15 protein-coding genes are annotated in these 16160 nt (G+C 53.8%); 13 read left to right on the forward strand and 2 right to left on the reverse strand.

Annotated elements, in window-relative coordinates:
- The first annotated feature begins 2 nt into the window (after positions 1 to 2).
- On the forward strand, positions 3 to 1994 hold the full coding sequence (locus tag HMPREF9469_RS16720) for a bifunctional 4-hydroxy-3-methylbut-2-enyl diphosphate reductase/30S ribosomal protein S1 (RefSeq protein ID WP_007863962.1): 1992 nt from the start codon (positions 3 to 5) through the stop codon (positions 1992 to 1994).
- 84 nt (positions 1995 to 2078) lie between these two features.
- Here the strand turns inward: HMPREF9469_RS16720 and HMPREF9469_RS16725 are convergent, their stop codons facing one another.
- Together HMPREF9469_RS16725 and HMPREF9469_RS16730 are read right to left on the reverse strand one after the other, a co-directional pair.
- The gene (locus HMPREF9469_RS16725) at positions 2079 to 3416 is read right to left on the reverse strand and encodes a GHKL domain-containing protein (protein WP_007863964.1); all 1338 of its coding nucleotides are present in this window, start codon (positions 3414 to 3416) and stop codon (positions 2079 to 2081) included.
- Complete coding sequence (locus HMPREF9469_RS16730) at positions 3416 to 4144, reverse strand: LytR/AlgR family response regulator transcription factor (protein ID WP_007863967.1); 729 nt, start codon at positions 4142 to 4144, stop codon at positions 3416 to 3418. Before HMPREF9469_RS16730 ends, HMPREF9469_RS16725 begins: the two co-directional genes overlap by 1 nt.
- A 231-nt stretch (positions 4145 to 4375) precedes the next feature.
- Between HMPREF9469_RS16730 and HMPREF9469_RS16735 the strand changes: the two genes are divergently transcribed.
- The 12 genes from HMPREF9469_RS16735 to cbiB are packed head-to-tail and all read left to right on the forward strand — an operon-like array spanning position 4376 to position 16143.
- The gene (locus tag HMPREF9469_RS16735; RefSeq protein WP_007863968.1) at positions 4376 to 4588 is read left to right on the forward strand and encodes a small, acid-soluble spore protein, alpha/beta type; all 213 of its coding nucleotides are present in this window, start codon (positions 4376 to 4378) and stop codon (positions 4586 to 4588) included.
- A gap of 45 nt (positions 4589 to 4633) precedes the next feature.
- Complete coding sequence (locus HMPREF9469_RS16740; RefSeq protein ID WP_007863970.1) at positions 4634 to 5725, forward strand: cobalt-precorrin 5A hydrolase; 1092 nt, start codon at positions 4634 to 4636, stop codon at positions 5723 to 5725.
- Positions 5726 to 5776: 51 nt separating this feature from the next.
- The gene (gene cbiD / locus HMPREF9469_RS16745) at positions 5777 to 6961 is read left to right on the forward strand and encodes a cobalt-precorrin-5B (C(1))-methyltransferase CbiD (protein ID WP_007863972.1); all 1185 of its coding nucleotides are present in this window, start codon (positions 5777 to 5779) and stop codon (positions 6959 to 6961) included.
- A gap of 17 nt (positions 6962 to 6978) precedes the next feature.
- On the forward strand, positions 6979 to 8475 hold the full coding sequence (gene cobM, locus HMPREF9469_RS16750) for a precorrin-4 C(11)-methyltransferase (RefSeq protein WP_040416694.1): 1497 nt from the start codon (positions 6979 to 6981) through the stop codon (positions 8473 to 8475).
- A complete protein-coding gene (cobK, locus tag HMPREF9469_RS16755) occupies positions 8462 to 9328 on the forward strand; it encodes a precorrin-6A reductase (protein WP_007863974.1) in 867 nt (288 codons plus the stop codon). Before cobM ends, cobK begins: the two co-directional genes overlap by 14 nt.
- Positions 9318 to 10655 carry a bifunctional cobalt-precorrin-7 (C(5))-methyltransferase/cobalt-precorrin-6B (C(15))-methyltransferase gene (locus HMPREF9469_RS16760; protein ID WP_007863975.1) on the forward strand — a complete coding sequence of 446 codons (1338 nt, stop codon included), beginning with the start codon at positions 9318 to 9320 and terminating at the stop codon, positions 10653 to 10655. Before cobK ends, HMPREF9469_RS16760 begins: the two co-directional genes overlap by 11 nt.
- Positions 10640 to 12085 (forward strand): cobyrinate a,c-diamide synthase, encoded by a 1446-nt coding sequence (locus HMPREF9469_RS16765; protein WP_040416625.1) that lies wholly within the window; start codon positions 10640 to 10642, stop codon positions 12083 to 12085. The genes HMPREF9469_RS16760 and HMPREF9469_RS16765 overlap by 16 nt, the downstream gene beginning before the upstream one ends.
- Complete coding sequence (gene cobT, locus HMPREF9469_RS16770; RefSeq protein WP_007863977.1) at positions 12082 to 13140, forward strand: nicotinate-nucleotide--dimethylbenzimidazole phosphoribosyltransferase; 1059 nt, start codon at positions 12082 to 12084, stop codon at positions 13138 to 13140. The genes HMPREF9469_RS16765 and cobT overlap by 4 nt, the downstream gene beginning before the upstream one ends.
- Positions 13141 to 13184: 44 nt before the next feature.
- On the forward strand, positions 13185 to 13841 hold the full coding sequence (locus HMPREF9469_RS16775) for a bifunctional adenosylcobinamide kinase/adenosylcobinamide-phosphate guanylyltransferase (RefSeq protein WP_007863979.1): 657 nt from the start codon (positions 13185 to 13187) through the stop codon (positions 13839 to 13841).
- Positions 13838 to 14668 (forward strand): adenosylcobinamide-GDP ribazoletransferase, encoded by an 831-nt coding sequence (locus HMPREF9469_RS16780; protein WP_007863981.1) that lies wholly within the window; start codon positions 13838 to 13840, stop codon positions 14666 to 14668. Before HMPREF9469_RS16775 ends, HMPREF9469_RS16780 begins: the two co-directional genes overlap by 4 nt.
- Entirely contained in the window at positions 14665 to 15144 is a 480-nt protein-coding gene (locus tag HMPREF9469_RS16785) for a bifunctional adenosylcobinamide kinase/adenosylcobinamide-phosphate guanylyltransferase (protein WP_007863984.1), read from the forward strand. Before HMPREF9469_RS16780 ends, HMPREF9469_RS16785 begins: the two co-directional genes overlap by 4 nt.
- An 18-nt stretch (positions 15145 to 15162) precedes the next feature.
- The gene (cbiB, locus tag HMPREF9469_RS16790; protein ID WP_007863986.1) at positions 15163 to 16143 is read left to right on the forward strand and encodes an adenosylcobinamide-phosphate synthase CbiB; all 981 of its coding nucleotides are present in this window, start codon (positions 15163 to 15165) and stop codon (positions 16141 to 16143) included.
- The last annotated feature ends 17 nt before the right edge of the window (positions 16144 to 16160 follow it).

A 16160-nucleotide genomic window follows, 5' to 3' on the forward strand; every position in this document is an offset into this window, starting at 1 on the left:
CCATGGAGCGGGAAGTGGTGGTGGCTAAAAGCGCCGGCTTCTGTTTCGGCGTGGAGCGCGCCGTGGATCAGGTGTACCAGCAGATCCAGGCAGTGAAGGATGGGCGGGCAAAGGGGCCTATTTATACCTATGGACCCATTATCCACAACGAGGAAGTGGTAAAGGACCTGGAGAGCAAGGGCGTCCGGGTGCTGGAGACAGAGGCGGATCTATTGTCCCTGCCCAGGGGAGAGGGGACGGTCATCATCCGTTCCCATGGAGTCAGCCGTCACATATATGACATCCTCGGCCAGCGCCAGGTGGCGATTGTGGATGCCACCTGCCCCTTTGTGAAGAAAATTCACCGCATCGTGTCGGAACATTCCCAGGCAGGGGATGCGGTGGTGATCATCGGAAGCCCGGACCATCCCGAAGTGGAAGGAATCAGGGGCTGGGGAAATGAGTACACCACGGTCATAGAAGACGGGGAAGGGGTTGATAAATTTTCTCTTCTTAAGGGTCAGAAGCTGTGTATCGTGTCCCAAACGACATTTAATTACAACAAATTTAAAGAATTAGTTGAAAAATTTTCAAAAAAGGGTTATGATAGTAGTGTTTTAAATACGATTTGCAATGCAACACAGGAAAGACAAGTGGAGGCAGCGAGGATTGCTTCACAGGTGGAGGCCATGATTGTTATAGGTGGCAGGCATTCTTCTAACACCCAGAAGCTATATGAAATATGCCTCAAGGAATGTAAAAACACATGTTACATTCAGACACTCGGCGATTTAGATCCTGACAGTGTATCTTCTGTGCGCAGCGTAGGTATTACAGCTGGGGCATCCACCCCAAAAAAGATTATTGAGGAGGTTCATACCAGAATGGCAGAGCAGAGTTTTGCAGAGTTATTAAAGGAAGAGGAAGAATCAACCAAACCAATACGTACAGGAGAGATAGTTACCGGTCAGGTCATCGAAGTCAGCAAAGATGAGATTATTCTGAGTATTGCAGGGAATAAGTCGGAAGGCGTTATTACCCGTGATGAATACAGCAACGACAATAATGTAGATTTGACCACCAAAGTACAGATTGGTGAGGAGATGGAAGCCAAAGTCATTAAGCTGAATGACGGCGTGGGCATGGTTTCTTTATCCTATAAGCGTATGGCGGCTGACAGAGGCAATAAGCGTCTGGAAGAGGCGTTTGAGAACCAGGAGGTTCTGACCGCAAAGGTAGCACAGGTATTAGACGGAGGCTTAAGCGTTGAGGTTGAGGGCGCTAGGGTATTTATCCCGGCCAGCCTTGTATCTGACAGCTATGAGAAAGATCTGTCCAAGTATGCCGGACAGGACATTGAATTTGTGATTACAGAGTTCAATCCCAAGAGAAGAAGGATCATTGGCGACAGAAAGCAGCTGTTGGTTGCACAGAAGGCACAGCTGAAAGAAGAACTGTTCTCCAGAATCCAGATTGGTGATGCAGTGGAAGGAACTGTTAAGAATGTGACAGATTTCGGTGCATTCATTGACCTGGGCGGAGCGGATGGACTGCTTCATATTTCTGAGATGAGCTGGGGCCGTGTTGAGAACCCTAAGAAGGTATTCAAGGCCGGAGACCAGGTGAGGGTCCTGATCAAGGATATCCAGGGTGAGAAGATTGCCCTGAGTCTTAAGTTCCCTGAGGCGAATCCATGGGTACAGGCAGCAGAGAAGTATGCTGTTGGTAATGTTGTAGTAGGCCGTGTGGCGCGTATGACGGATTTCGGCGCATTTGTTGAGTTGGAGCCGGGCGTAGATGCTCTTCTTCATGTTTCCCAGATTTCCAGAGAACATGTTGAGAAGCCAGCAGACGTATTGAGGATCGGTGAAGAGATTGAAGCAAGAGTGGTAGACTTCAACGAAGCAGACCACAAGATCAGCCTGAGCATCAAGGCTATGATGGCTCCTGCAACACAGGATCTGGATGTAGCTGACGTGGATATTGATGCGGTAGCACAGCAGGTAGAAGAATAATCGTATGTTATAAGACCGGTTGCAGACAGATGCCTGCAGCCGGTTTTTGTCTTTGGGCGGGAACTGGTTACCTGCGCCTTATAGTTACTTCATAAGCGGATTTAAAAGCAGGGATGCTTCAAAGATGCCTTCCTCGTAGGTGAATTTAAGGATTCCGTGATACCGGTCCACCAGGTAGCGCACCGATGATGTGCCGGTGCCCAGATCATCCCTTTTGGAGGACATGAAACGTCCGTCCTTCAGGCATATGACATGGGTGTAGGTATTGCGTACGGACAGGGCGATCATGGATTTGCCGGCCTGTCCGATATTGATGGCAATGGAGGCAGGGCCGCAGGTCTGGCGCATACAGGACTCCACCGCATTGGAGAGCAGGTTTCCAAGAATGGTGCAGAAATCGATCTCGGGAACGGGTAGGGAGGGCGGAAGCGAAATGGAGGTCTCCACATCGATTCCCTGATCCTGCGCCAGCTTGATGTAGTAATTGAGAAGGGCGTTGGAGGATACGTTGGAGCAGTATTGCACCATGGAAAGGGCTTCAAAGCTTCCCAAATATTCGTTGATATATTCCAGGGCCTGATCTGCCTTTTCTTCCTCCAGGAGTCCCTTGAGAGTGATAAGGTGGTGGCGGTAATCATGGCGCACTTTCTTAAGCTGGTCCAGGTTGTACTGAAGGGTCGCCATTTGGGAGGTCTGAACGCTGGCCAGGAGCCTGGTGGTCCGGTACTGTTCCTTGATGGCATAGCTTTGGGCCAGTCTGGAAAGGATTCTCAGGGTTACGTAATGCACCGCGTAAATACATACGGCCCAGCCCATAACAGAGAAGGCGGCATTGGGATGTCTGGCCAGGAATAGCTGGGCGGGAACACTTCCTGTATCAAAGTGATATACGATAAAGAACAGCACGGGAATGGAGACCAGATGCTTCCACACCGGCAGGGGGCGCGTGTAATCCACGGCTTCCAGCAGATAACAGTGGAGCAGATAGTAGGCGCTGCTGACCATGACAAAGAGCAGCAGCAGGCGGTAAGCCAGTTCTGCGTTGGCGATGTGGAGATTTCCTTTGGGAAGGTTCCTGGAAGCATAGATCAGGCTGGCGCAAAAGACAGCAATATCAGCGAAGTTTTTAAACAGAAACAGCGTGTACACCACCACCTGCCAGTCTGCCTTTGAAAGCCATCTGCACAGCAGTACATTGGCCGTCATGGTGATGCAGACCCAGGGAAGATAAATCTGATCCCTGGAAAAACGAAGGGATGCAAAGGTAAAAAGGCACACAAAAAAAAGGTATCCTGCAAGAATACCTGTAATTTTAGCCGCAGAAAATCTCCATTCTTTGCGGAATGTAATGATAAACGGAAGGATTACAAATAAAATCTCAGCCAGGATCGTACAGACCAGCTGAATATCGATAGAAACCATCAGATACCTCCATTAAGCTTTGAAAACTGATAGTCTGCATACTGCTGATGGATCTGGGACCGCAGATTCCTGGTGATGGGAAGCTGTTCTCCTGTGGTGAGCACAAATTCCGTCTTTTCAAGGGCGGAAACCTTATCCATGTTGATGATACAGTTCCTGTAACAGCATATGAACTGGGGATAACACAGCAGCAGACTAGAAAAGTCATGGAACCTCATATAGGTTCTCACGGTCTTATCCTCCAGGTGGATCTGGATGTAGTGGTTGCTGTAGTCCGTGTACAGGATATCGTCAATGGGCAGCTTGACCATGATGCGGCTTTCTTTTACTTCGATATAGTGGCTGCGCTTTTTCTGGGACACGGATCTGAAATAGTCCATGGTCTGGCTGAACTTTCCGTAGCGCAGGGGCTTTACCATGTAGTCCAGGGCACGGACTTCATACCCCTTCAGGGCAAAATCTGTGCTGCTGGTGGTAAAGATAAGGGCGCATTGGTCATCATCCTTGCGGATGCGTTCTGCAACACGGATTCCGGATGCCTCTCCTTTCAGAAAAATATCTATAAAAACAAGGTCAAATGCATTCCTGTGCCATAAATGAAGAAAGTCAGCGGCAGTGTTAAATATTGTCGTTTGCTGGCAGATATGTGCATCCGTAAAATACGTGTTTATATAACCGGCCAACTGACGCGCCTCATCAATGGAGTCATCAATTACTGCGATATTCACGTTGTGCTTCCTTTCTACATTTAACATGAAATATATAGCCGATAGATTATGTGAAAATTTCGTCAAAATATTGTATATAATGGGACAATAAATATAGATTCAGTATAATATACAACAAGTTAAAAAGCAAGAGTAATTGGAATTAGTTGTAAAGACCGTATAGGGGGGCCTGTGCATGGGCATAATCCTTTTGTACTTAATTGAAAGATATGAAAGGAGCTGTAAATTAGCATGGGAAAAGCAAAAAAGGGAGATCCCTTTGATCCTCATAACTTAAGTCCCCAGGACCAGCTGAAATTTGAGATTGCCCAGGAACTGGGACTGGAATCCAAGGTCATCGAAGGCGGATGGAGAAGCCTGACGGCAAAGGAGAGCGGAAGGATCGGAGGATTGATCACAAAGCGCAAGCGCGAGATGAAGCAGGAGGCATTGCAGCAGGATTAAATATCCGTTATACTGGAGCGGGGGTTGGGCAGCGGAGGAATACAGATGAAGATAGGAATTATCAGTTTTACAGCCAAGGGAAGCCGGCTGTGCAGCCGGCTGGCTAACGGACTGGCAGGGGAAATGCTGGAATGCACCGGATATGTACCGGAGCGTTTCCGGGACGGGGAATGTGAAAATATTAATATACAGTGCCGGGAACAGTCCCTTGACCAGTGGACCGCGGCCATGTTTGGCGACCACAGGGCCATGGTGTTTGTGGGAGCGGCCGGGATCGCTGTCAGGGCCATTGCCCCCTTTGTCCGGGATAAGATGGAAGATCCTCCCGTGGTAGTGGTGGATGAGGCAGGGCGTTTTGTCATACCCATCCTGTCCGGCCATGTGGGAGGGGCAAACCGTCTGGCCGTCCGGATCGCGCGTCTGTTGGGGGCTGTTCCCGTCATCACCACTGCCACTGACGTGAACGGCCTTTTTGCAGTGGATGTGTTTGCAGCCGAGAACCGGCTTGTGATCGCGGACAGGGAAGCTGCAAAGCAGGTATCCGTGGATCTGCTGGAGGGGACGCCGGTAGGCTTTTTCAGTGATTTTGACCTGGGGACCGGCCGGGTGCCGGCTGGATGTGTCCGGGATGTCTGTGAAAGAAATATTTGGATTACGGTGAATGATGAGAGAACATGGAAAGAACGGTATCAAACGTCCGGGGAGAAACAGGACAAGCCCGGGCTGTTAAGACTGGTGCCAAAAGCTGTGACAGTGGGCGTTGGATGCCGCCGCGGAGTGGAGGTCCATGCTCTGGAGCACCGGGTAAGGGAGTGCCTGGACAGACATGGGATCGATCCGGCTTCTGTAAAAACATTGGCTACCATTGATGTGAAACGGGACGAAGCGGCCGTGCTTGCGCTGGCCCGAGACCGTGGGTGGGAGCTGGCGTTTTACAGCGCCTGTGAATTGTCCGGGGTGAAGGGAGAGTTTCGGGAATCGGACTTTGTCAGACGGACCGTAGGCGTGGGCAATGTGTGCGAGAGAGCCTGTCTGGCAAAGGGGGGAGGCCTGGCGTTTGGCCGTGAAGCCGGGGACGGGATCACGGTGGCTGCCGCCGTGCTTCCGGTCAAATTAAACATTGAGAAATACATATAGATATGGTATACTTTTAGCTTATAAGTCAGAGGTTGGACAGCAGGTGATACGATGGGAGACTCATACATCTATAAGAATCAGAAAAAATTGCGATGGGGATATACCACGGGTACTTGTGCGGCAGCGGCTTCTTTGGCGGCTGCCGTTATGCTGCTTGGCGGCAGGCGGACAGAGCAGGTGGCCATTACCACGCCTAAGGGGATAGGGCTGGATCTGGAGGTGGAGGACATTTCCATGGGACAGGCCTTTGTTTCCTGCGGGGTGAGGAAGGACGCGGGGGATGACCCTGATGTGACCGATGGGCTGACCGTATATTCCAGGATCACAGTTTGCGGGGAGAAGGACATTTGTAAAAGTGGGTTTTATGAATATAAAAATGACCAATTTTGCCTGAGATTAGTAGGCGGAGTGGGAGTTGGAACTGTTACAAAGGATGGATTGAGCTGTGAGGTGGGAAAAGCAGCTATTAATCCTGTGCCCCGGCAGATGATTTTCCGGCAGGTGGCTGACCAGTGCATGGAATACGGATTCAAAGGTTTTCTGCAGATCGAGATCAGCGTACCAGGGGCAGTGGAAGTGGCAAAGAGGACCTTTAACAGCAAACTGGGAATACAGGGAGGCATTTCCATACTGGGGACCAGCGGTATGGTGGAACCCATGAGTGAATCGGCCCTTTTGGAAACCATACGCCTGGAGCTGAGGCAGAAGGTGCTGGCAGGATATGAAAGGGTTATCATTGCTCCCGGGAATTACGGGGAGGCGTTTTTAGAGCATTCCCTGGGGATCGGGCTGGACCAGGCGGTCAAGTGCAGTAATTTCATCGGCAGTACCATTGATATGGCGGTGGAGGAAGGGGTAAAGGCCCTGTTCCTGGTGGGACATGGAGGAAAGCTGCTGAAACTGGCGGCAGGTATTATGAACACCCACTCATCAGTGGCAGATGGGCGCATGGAGATATTGGCAGCATATGGAGCGGCCTGCGGAGCCGGCTGCTCTTTGGTAAACCTGATACTGGATGCCATCACCGTGGACGAAGGGCTTCGGCTGTTGGAAACCAGGGAAGGTCTTCGGGAACAGGTGATGGAGCGGATCATGGAACGTATAACGGAACATCTGAAACAAAGGGCGGCGGGCAGACTGGATATCCAGGCCCTGGTATTTACCAATGAACGGGGGATACTGGGAATGACACCGGGAGCGTCCGGGATGCTTGCACGTTTGAAGGCGAATCAATGAAGCGGAAGGTGATATGGATGATACATATAGTAGGAGCAGGTCCGGGAAGCCCGGATCTGATAACAGTGCGAGGACAAAAACTGCTTGGCAAAGCGGATGTGGTGATCTATGCAGGGTCCCTGGTGAATCCTGAGCTTCTTGACATGACCAGGGAAGGCGCGCTTATCTATGACAGCGCCAGGATGACCCTGGAGGAAGTGATGGGGATCGTGGAGCGGTCCTGGGAAGCAGGCCTTTGCGTGGTGCGCCTTCACACAGGGGATCCCTGTATTTACGGGGCGATCCGGGAGCAGATGGACTGGATGGATGAAAAGGGGATTGCATATGATATATGTCCGGGGGTAAGTTCCTTTTGCGGGGCTGCGGCAGCCCTTGGAATGGAGTATACACTGCCGGATGTGACACAGAGCGTGGTGATCACCAGAATGGCGGGCAGGACTCCGGTTCCGGAGCGGGAGTCCATACGCGGTTTTGCGTCCCACGGTGCAGCCATGGTGATATTCCTGAGCACGGGAATGGTGAAGGAACTGTCCCGGGAACTGATGGAGGGCGGATATAAGGCGGATACGCCGGCGGCCATTGTCTATAAGGCCACCTGGCCGGAGGAAAAGGTGGTGCGCTGCACGGTGGGAACCCTGAAGGAAGCGGCGGAAAAGGAGCATATCACAAAGACGGCTCTGATCGTGGTGGGGGACAGCGTGGCCCAGAAGGGGTATGAGCGTTCTAAACTGTATGATCCTGGGTTTACGACCATGTACAGGGAGGGAAAGCGCGCCCCGGGCACCATGTATGTGGTGGGCATGGGACCTGGAAACGTGGGACAAATGACCGGGGAGGCCCTGGAAACCTTAAGGCGCTGCCAGGTCATTGCAGGCTATACGGTCTATGTGGATCTGGTGCGTGAGCATTTTCCTCAGAAAGAATTTCTGACAACAGCCATGACACGGGAGGAAGAGCGGTGCCGTAAGGCCCTGGAGTGCTGTATGGAGGGAAAGGACACGGCTATGATATGCAGCGGGGATGCCGGCGTCTATGGCATGGCAGGCTTGATGCTGGAGCTGTCCAAGGAGTATCCCGGGATAGAGGTTAAGATCGTGCCGGGAGTTACTGCCGCATGTGCGGGAGGAGCTGTTCTTGGAGCTCCCCTCATGCATGATTTTGCAGTTGTCAGCCTCAGCGACAGACTGACGCCGCTGGATACGATCTGGGACAGGATCGAGTCAGCGGCCCGGGCGGATTTTGTCATGTGTATTTATAATCCTGCCAGCAAGGGGAGACCTGATTATTTCAGACAGGCATGCCAGCGGATCCTGAAATACAGGTCCGGGGATACGGTCTGCGGTCTGGTGGCCAATATTGGACGGGAGGGACAGTCCATGGAGGTGTTGTCCTTAGAGGAGATAAAGGACAGGCAGGTGGACATGTTTACCACTGTGTACATCGGAAACTCGCACACCAAACAGATCGGGCCGTATATGGTGACGCCCAGGGGCTACAGGCATGGAGAAAAGTGAAAGTAAAGAAAAGAAAAAGGCAGTGCTTTTTGCGGGCACCACGGAAGGCCGCCTGCTGGCCGGATATCTCGTATCCATGGGATGCGAGACAGTGGTATGCGTGGCCACGGAATATGGGCAGTATATAATGGAATCCTGCACAGCGGAGCCAGACGCGCAGCCGGGCGTGCAGCCGGACGCGCAGCCAGACGCGCAGCCGGGCATGCAGCCGGACGCGCAGCCGGACATCCGGCAGGGCCGCCTTGACCGGGCCGGGATGGAGGCATTGCTGGACCAGGTAAAGCCGGGGATGGTAATAGACGCCACCCACCCCTATGCGGTTGAGGTTACGCGGAACATAAGAACGGCATGTGAGACACGGCCGTGGATCCGGCTTCTGCGGTGTCAGAGGGACAAAGGCAGGGAGCGTGAGAACGTGGTCTCCGTCCCGGATCTGGGGACAGCAGTTTCCTGGTTAAAGCACAGGGAGGGCAATATACTGGTGACAACAGGCAGCAAGGAGCTGGCTTCCTTCTGTGAACTTAAGAATTACCGGCAGAGGGTATATGCCAGGGTCCTGCCGTCTGTGGAGTCTGTGCAGATGTGCAGGAACCTGGGGTATGAAGGACGCCATATCATTGCCCTGCAGGGTCCCTTTTCCAGGGAAATGAACCTGGCTATGATCCGTGAATATGATTGCCGTTACCTTGTTACCAAGGACGGAGGCCGGGCCGGAGGGCTGGAGGAAAAGCTGGACGCGGCTTCCCGGGCCGGGATCACGGCCGTTCTCATAGACAGACCGGACAGCGGCCAGGGAATTTCACTGGAGGAAGTAAAAAAACAGATAAAGGAGTGGATGGACCATGAGGGATGACAATGCATATATGGATGAGCTGCGTCCAATTGTATATCTGGTGGGGATCGGCATGGGGGGCGAGGACCAGCTGACAGGCCGGGCCATGGATTGCCTGGAGGCAGCGCAGGTGGTTACGGGAGCGGAACGCATGCTGGAAAGTGTTCGCTCATATACGGAGGGAAAGCGTGTGTTTTCCGCCTATAAACCAAGCGAGATGGTGCAGTGGCTGGGCAGCTTTAAGTGGGAGGAGGCAGCGCTGGTGCTTTCCGGGGACACCGGCTTTTACAGCGGCGCGGAGGCGGCTGCCAAAGCCTTTATGAGAGAGGGCTGGGATGTGGAGTATGTTCCGGGCATATCCAGCTTATCCTACTTCTGCGCGCGTCTGGGGAAAAGCTGGCAGAATGTCCATGCTGTGAGCAACCACGGACGGGAGTGTGATGTGGTGGCCCATATAAGGAACCACAGGTCCTGTTTTGTCCTTCTGGGAGGACCGGGAAGCGTGCCTTCCCTCTGCCGCCAGCTGGTGAGCAGCGGCATGAGCCATGTGAGCGTATGGGCGGGAGAAAATTTCTCCTATGAGGACGAGCGGATTAGCTGGGAGATGACACCGGCGGAACTGATCATGGAGGATGAACATCATCCGTTCGGAAGCCTTGCCTGTGTTTTGGTGGAGAATGAGCAGGCGCTGGAGGGACAGCTCTATCCCGCAGCAGGGCCTGAGGACAGTGATTTCATCAGAGGGCAGGTGCCCATGACAAAGGCTGAGGTCAGACGGCTTTCCCTGGAAAAACTTCGTATAGGCGATGGCGCTGTGTGCTATGACATCGGCGCAGGCACCGGATCCGTGGCCGTGGAAATGGGGATGGAGATCAGACGCAGGGGCGGCACCGGAGAAGTGTATGCCATTGAGCGAAGCGGGGAAGCTCTGCAGCTGATCCAATCCAATGCCCAGAAATTCCATGGGGCCTGGCAGGGCTTTCATATCGTGGAGGGGGAGGCTCCCGGGGCGATGAAGGAGCTTCCTGCTCCCACCCATGCGTTTATCGGGGGAAGCGGGGGCAGGATGAAGGAGATCGTGGAAACCCTTTTGGAAGCCAACCCTGAAACCCGCATTGTGGCCAATGCCATTACATTGGAGACCGTGGGGGAGATCCTGGACTGTATCCGCGAATTCGGATTCCGGGAAACGGAGCTGGTCCAGGTATGGGCAGCGCCGGTGGAATCCGTGGGCAGATATCACATGCCCAAAGCCCAGAATCCCGTGTATGTGGCAGCCATGCAGTATCCGGCCGATGCGGAGGAACCGGCCGGCGGCGGGGGTGAGATACAATGGCAGGAGTTATGATCGCTGCAGGGAAAAGCGGAAGCGGAAAGACCATGGTGACCTGCGGCCTGCTGTCCCTTCTTGAAAGAAAGGGATGGGATCCCTGGGGATTCAAATGCGGACCGGATTATATTGACGGCCTGTTTCACCGCAAGGTGCTGGGCGTGGAAAGCGGAAATCTGGACAGTTTTTTTGAGACACCGGAGCATATGCGCAGAAAGTATTCAGGCGCTGCCATGGACCACTTTGCCGTGGTTGAGGGAGTGATGGGATATTTTGACGGCCTGGGAGGTATTTGCGTAAAGGGCAGCTCCTATGAGGTGGCCGGTATCCTGGAGATCCCTGTGATACTGGTGGTGGATGCAAAAGGGGCCAGTCTGTCCCTGGCAGCCCAAATCCATGGGTTTATGGAATATATCCCGCCGTATGACCGGGGGGAGAGTCCCTCCTGCCATAATCATATTGCAGGCGTCCTGTTTAACCGTATGTCTCCCATGATATATGAACGGATGGGTAAACTGGTGGAGGAACAGCTTCATATACCTGTGGTGGGATATGTGCCTGAGCTGGATTTCCTTCAGGTCCAAAGCCGCCATCTGGGATTGATCCTTCCCCATGAGATAGAGGGACTCAAAGGTCAGATGGAGCAGCTGGCCGATGTGATGGAGAGGACAGTGGATATAAAAAAGCTGGCAGCGGTTTCCGGCTATGTTAACGGACAGGCAAAAATACGAGAAAAAAACTCACGAGAAAAAAACTTAAAAGAAGAATGCGCACAAAAAACAGATTCCAAGAAAAATATTGAGAGATTTTCTCTTGGAGTGGCTATGGATGAGGCGTTCTGCTTCTATTACAGGGACAACCTGGATGCCATGGAGCAGGCGGGCGCAAGGCTTGTGTATTTCAGCCCTGTCCATGACAGGGAGCTGCCGGATGGGCTGGATGGGCTTCTGTTTGGCGGAGGGTATCCGGAAAACCATGCCGGGCAGCTGTCTGAAAACGTGACCATGCGCCTCTCGGTGTCCGAGGCGGCTAAAAGGGGAATGCCCATATTGGGAGAATGCGGAGGATACCTCTATCTGTTGGATACACTGGAAGGGGCGGATGGACAGGATTATCCCATGGCCGGGGTGTTTTCCGGCCGCGGCTATAGGGGCAGGGAAAAAGGGCGTTTTGGATATATCACCCTGTATCCGGAAAGGGAACTCCCCTATATGCCCGCTGGCGGATGGATCAAAGGGCACGAGTTCCATTACTGGAACTGTGAGGTGAAAAAAGAGGACTGTGTAATGACTGCCAGAAAACCTGTAGGTGACAGGTCGTGGCCGTGTATGAGATCAGAGGGAAATGTGATGGCAGGTTTTCCCCACCTGTATTATCCCTCCTGTCCTCAACTGGTGGAACGGTTTGCGGCGGGGTGTATCAAATTTGGAAAGGAAACAAGAGCATGACAATGGAGGAAGCGATTCATTCGGTCAGGGGAGCGGACCGCGGCGCCCTGGAGCAGGCTTTGTCACATTGGGACAGGGTGGCAAAGCCCCTTAACAGCCTGGGCGTCCTGGAGGAGGATATTGTCCGTATTGCAGGAGCCTCGGGGTCCCATCACATTTCCATTGATAAAAAGGCAATTGTGGTTATGTGCGCGGACAATGGAATTGTTGAGGAAGGGGTGACACAGACAGGGCAGGAGGTCACTGCCATTGTGGCCGGAAACATGGGAAAAGGCTGCTCCTGCGTATGCCTGATGGCTGAAAAGGCAGAGGCGAAGGTGATACCTGTGGACGTGGGCATGAACTGCTGCGGGGAGATCCCCGGAGTCATACCGGAAAAGGTTTCCATGGGTACAAAGAATTTCCTGAGGGAACCTGCCATGAGCCGTGAACAGACGGTGATGGCAATGGAAGCTGGGATACGGATCGCAGAAGGTCTGAAAAGCAGGGGATACAATCTGGCGGGCTCCGGAGAGATGGGAATCGGGAACACCACCACCAGCAGTGCGGTGCTGTCCGTTCTGCTGGATCAGGATCCTGGACAGGTGACCGGGCGGGGGGCCGGCCTTACCGCTGAGGGGTACAAAAGAAAGATAAGGGTCATAAAGGATGGGATCGCACTCCACAGGCCGGACAGGGAAGATCCCGTGGACGTACTTTCAAAGGTGGGGGGACTGGACCTGGCGGCGCTGGCCGGTTTCTACATAGGCTGTGGGGCGGTGGGCCTTCCCGTGGTGATCGATGGACTGATCACAGGAGCGGCAGCCCTGGCGGCGGTGGGCATCTGCCCGCCGGTAAAGGATTATCTTCTGGCCTCCCACATTTCAGCGGAACCGGCAGGGGCAATGGTGCTGAAAGCCCTGGGTTTAAAGCCTGCCATCCAGGCCGGGATGTGCCTGGGGGAAGGGACCGGGGCAGCGGCCCTGTTCCCCCTCCTTGACATGGCGGCGGTTGTGTATGACCGGATGAGTAGCTTTGAGGAAATTCATGTGGAGCAATATGAACATCTGAAGTGATGGAACCGGATATGGATCGGATCCGGAGGAATGGGAGGAAGGAAATGATCTACCTGGTCACAGGTGGCAGCGGCAGCGGAAAATCGGAATATGCAGAAGGCCTTATAATGGGCTCCCCTTGTTCCAGGCGCTATTATGTTGCGACCATGGAGGTGTTTGGGGAGGAGGGCAGGGCTAAGGTAAAGCGTCATCAGGAACTGCGCCGGGGAAAAGGATTTATCACTTTAGAATGCCGGCGGGACGTGGGGAACGTTTTTTCCGGCCATGGACCTGACCATGAACGTTACCGTCAATCTAACCATGGACTTGGTTGTGGACCCGGTCAGCAGCCGGATACGGGACTGGACCGGGCAGTGCTTTTGGAATGTGTATCCAATCTGGCGGCAAATGAGATGTTTGGCTCAGGCGGCGCTGACCGGACACACTCTGAAAGGCCGGATGCCTGTTCCCTGGCCGAAGTCCTGGCTGAGGACATAAGATGTCTCGCAGCCCAGGTAAAAGATATGGTGATTGTCACCAATGAGGTGGCAATGGACGGCATCCTGTATGATCCGGAGACTATGGAGTATATCAGGCTCATGGGATTGCTGAACCAACGTCTGGCGGAAATGGCGGACCAGGTGGTGGAGGTGGTTTATGGGATTCCCGTGTGGCTGAAGAGGTGCGGGAACAGTGTTGAGAGGAGCGGCAGCGTCAAATGAATGGAATTTATTCCTGTATCATAGCCATTTCCATGTATTCCAAGATCCCCATGCCCACAGTGGAATGGACCCAGGAGCGGATGCGCTATGTGATGTGTTTTTTTCCCATGGTGGGAATTGTGGAGGGACTGGTGGTGGGAGCGTGGTTTTATGCCGGTCTGGATGTACTTGGCTTTGCTCCCTGGACCACGGCCCTGGTGGGAACCTGCGTCCCTGTTCTGGTAACAGGAGGAATCCATATGGACGGTTTTCTGGACACCATGGATGCCCTTCATTCCTATGGCGGCAGGCCAAAGAAGCTGGAGATCCTGAAGGATCCCCATTTGGGGGCGTTTGCAGTTATTTCCACAGCTGTTTATATGATGCTGTACCTGGGGGCGGCCAATGAATACGCACTTCTTTTGGCTTCCCGTCAGAAGGGGGCGGGAATGGTCCTGTATGCCGTGCCGCTGTTGTTTTTTGTGACGGAGCGGGCTCTCAGCGGTCTGTCCGTGGTATGGTTTCCGCCGGCAAAAAAGGACGGACTGGCAGCCGGATTTGCCCGGACATCCAAAAAGAAGCTGGACAGGCTGGTCCTGGTCCTGTGGCTGGTCCTGTGTACTGCCCTGGCCGCGGCGGCATGTCTCACCGCGGGGAAGGAGGCCGGGATCCTGGCCGCGTCCGTGGGAGGGGTACAGCTTCTGGTCTTTGGATGGTATTACAGGATGTCGGTAAAAGAATTCGGGGGCATTACAGGTGATCTGGCGGGATGTTTCCTGCAGATCTGTGAACTGGCCAGCTTCTGGGTGCTGGTAATACTGGTAAGGACAGGAGGTTTTGTGCTGTGATCTTGGTGATCGGAGGAAGATGTCAGGGTAAAAAGGCGTTTGTTGAAAAATTCCTTTTGCCCTCCCTTGAGGAATCCGTAGTTTCCGGGCCGTCCGCTGCATCCGGGCAATCCGGTCCATCAGGAATGCCCGGTCCGCCCGTTATCTGGACCCATGGGGCCGGTGCGGACTGGGGGACCTTTATGGATGGTATGTATTGTGATGATCTTCACCTGTTCATCAGGCGCCTCATGCTGGGAGAATCAGTCTGCGGGGAAGGAAGGGGAGCGGATGGAATAAGGGGGATGGCGGACGCCCTTATGAAGGCGAACCCGGACAGGATCCTGGTAACGGATGAGATCGGGTATGGGATTGTCCCGGTGGATTCCTTTGAACGCCAATACCGGGAGACGGTGGGAAGAATCTGCTGCCAGGCAGCCGGGTATGCGTCCCAGGTGTGGAGAGTGTGCTGCGGAATAGGGCAGAGAATCAAATGACAAGGAGCAGGAAAGAACATGGGATGGCTTGAATTGTGGAAATTTCACAGCACAGCGCTGCTGGCAGGATGCGCGCTGGACTGGATGTTTGGGGACCCGGTTTGCATTCCCCATCTTGTCCGTCTCATGGGCCGGATGATAGCCCGGCTGGAGCTGGAACTGAGAAGGCGCATGAGGGGGAGGGAGCTTGCTGCGGGAGCTGTTCTCACGTTTATCATGTGTGCCGTCTGGTGGATGGTCCCATGGGGACTTTTCCGCCTGGTCCGCAGCGCCGGATTTCCCGGATCCTTCCTGTTTCTCTTTTGCCTGGAAACCTTCATATGTTATCAGATGATGGCAGCCAGGGGGCTGTGCACGGAGAGCATGAAAGTGTGCCGGAGCCTGGAGGACGGGGAGGTGGAAATGGCCAGGCATCATGTGTCTATGATCGTGGGCAGGGATACAAGCGTCCTTGACAGGGACGGCATTGCCAGGGCTGCGGTGGAGACAGTGGCTGAAAATGCCTCGGACGGGGTGGTGGCGCCGTTCCTGTTCATGGCTTTATTGGGTCCGGCCGGAGGAACGTTTTACAAGGCGGTCAATACCATGGATTCCATGATAGGATATAAAAATGACACATATCGGTTCTTTGGACGTACGGCCGCTTTGCTGGATGACGTCCTGAACCTGATCCCGGCCAGGGTCACGGGCTGTCTTATGGTGCTGGCCGCTTTTTTCATTCCGGGGATGGACGGAATGAATGGATGGCGCATATTCCTGAGGGACAGGAAAAAGCATGCCAGTCCCAACTCGGCCCATGGGGAGGCGGCTTGCGCCGGAATCCTCCATCTGCGCCTGGCAGGAGATGCCTGGTATTTTGGGAGCCTGCACAAAAAGCCTTTCATAGGGGAGGATGACAGGCCCATTGTCCCGGCGGATATCAGAAGGGCCAATCAGCTGATGTTTGCCGCACAAGGGATTTTAGCCGCCGTGTTGGCCGCTGCCCTGGCAGCTGTTTGAAAGCGTCCGATTTATAA

Origin of the sequence: [Clostridium] citroniae WAL-17108 (genome assembly GCF_000233455.1) — a bacterium.
GTDB lineage: Bacteria > Bacillota > Clostridia > Lachnospirales > Lachnospiraceae > Enterocloster > Enterocloster citroniae.

Bases quoted from the DNA above. Each gene is read 5' to 3' on its own strand.
- cbiD (WP_007863972.1), top strand. From the start codon at position 5,777: ATGGGAGACTCATACATCTATAAGAATCAGAAAAAATTGCGATGGGGA.
- cobT (WP_007863977.1), top strand. From the start codon at position 12,082: ATGACAATGGAGGAAGCGATTCATTCGGTCAGGGGAGCGGACCGCGGC.
- HMPREF9469_RS16765 (WP_040416625.1), top strand. From the start codon at position 10,640: ATGGCAGGAGTTATGATCGCTGCAGGGAAAAGCGGAAGCGGAAAGACC.
- HMPREF9469_RS16775 (WP_007863979.1), top strand. From the start codon at position 13,185: ATGATCTACCTGGTCACAGGTGGCAGCGGCAGCGGAAAATCGGAATAT.
- cobM (WP_040416694.1), top strand. From the start codon at position 6,979: ATGATACATATAGTAGGAGCAGGTCCGGGAAGCCCGGATCTGATAACA.
- HMPREF9469_RS16720 (WP_007863962.1), top strand. From the start codon at position 3: ATGGAGCGGGAAGTGGTGGTGGCTAAAAGCGCCGGCTTCTGTTTCGGC.
- HMPREF9469_RS16735 (WP_007863968.1), top strand. From the start codon at position 4,376: ATGGGAAAAGCAAAAAAGGGAGATCCCTTTGATCCTCATAACTTAAGT.
- HMPREF9469_RS16780 (WP_007863981.1), top strand. From the start codon at position 13,838: ATGAATGGAATTTATTCCTGTATCATAGCCATTTCCATGTATTCCAAG.
- HMPREF9469_RS16740 (WP_007863970.1), top strand. From the start codon at position 4,634: ATGAAGATAGGAATTATCAGTTTTACAGCCAAGGGAAGCCGGCTGTGC.
- cbiB (WP_007863986.1), top strand. From the start codon at position 15,163: ATGGGATGGCTTGAATTGTGGAAATTTCACAGCACAGCGCTGCTGGCA.
- HMPREF9469_RS16760 (WP_007863975.1), top strand. From the start codon at position 9,318: ATGAGGGATGACAATGCATATATGGATGAGCTGCGTCCAATTGTATAT.
- HMPREF9469_RS16725 (WP_007863964.1), bottom strand. From the start codon at position 3,416: ATGGTTTCTATCGATATTCAGCTGGTCTGTACGATCCTGGCTGAGATT.
- cobK (WP_007863974.1), top strand. From the start codon at position 8,462: ATGGAGAAAAGTGAAAGTAAAGAAAAGAAAAAGGCAGTGCTTTTTGCG.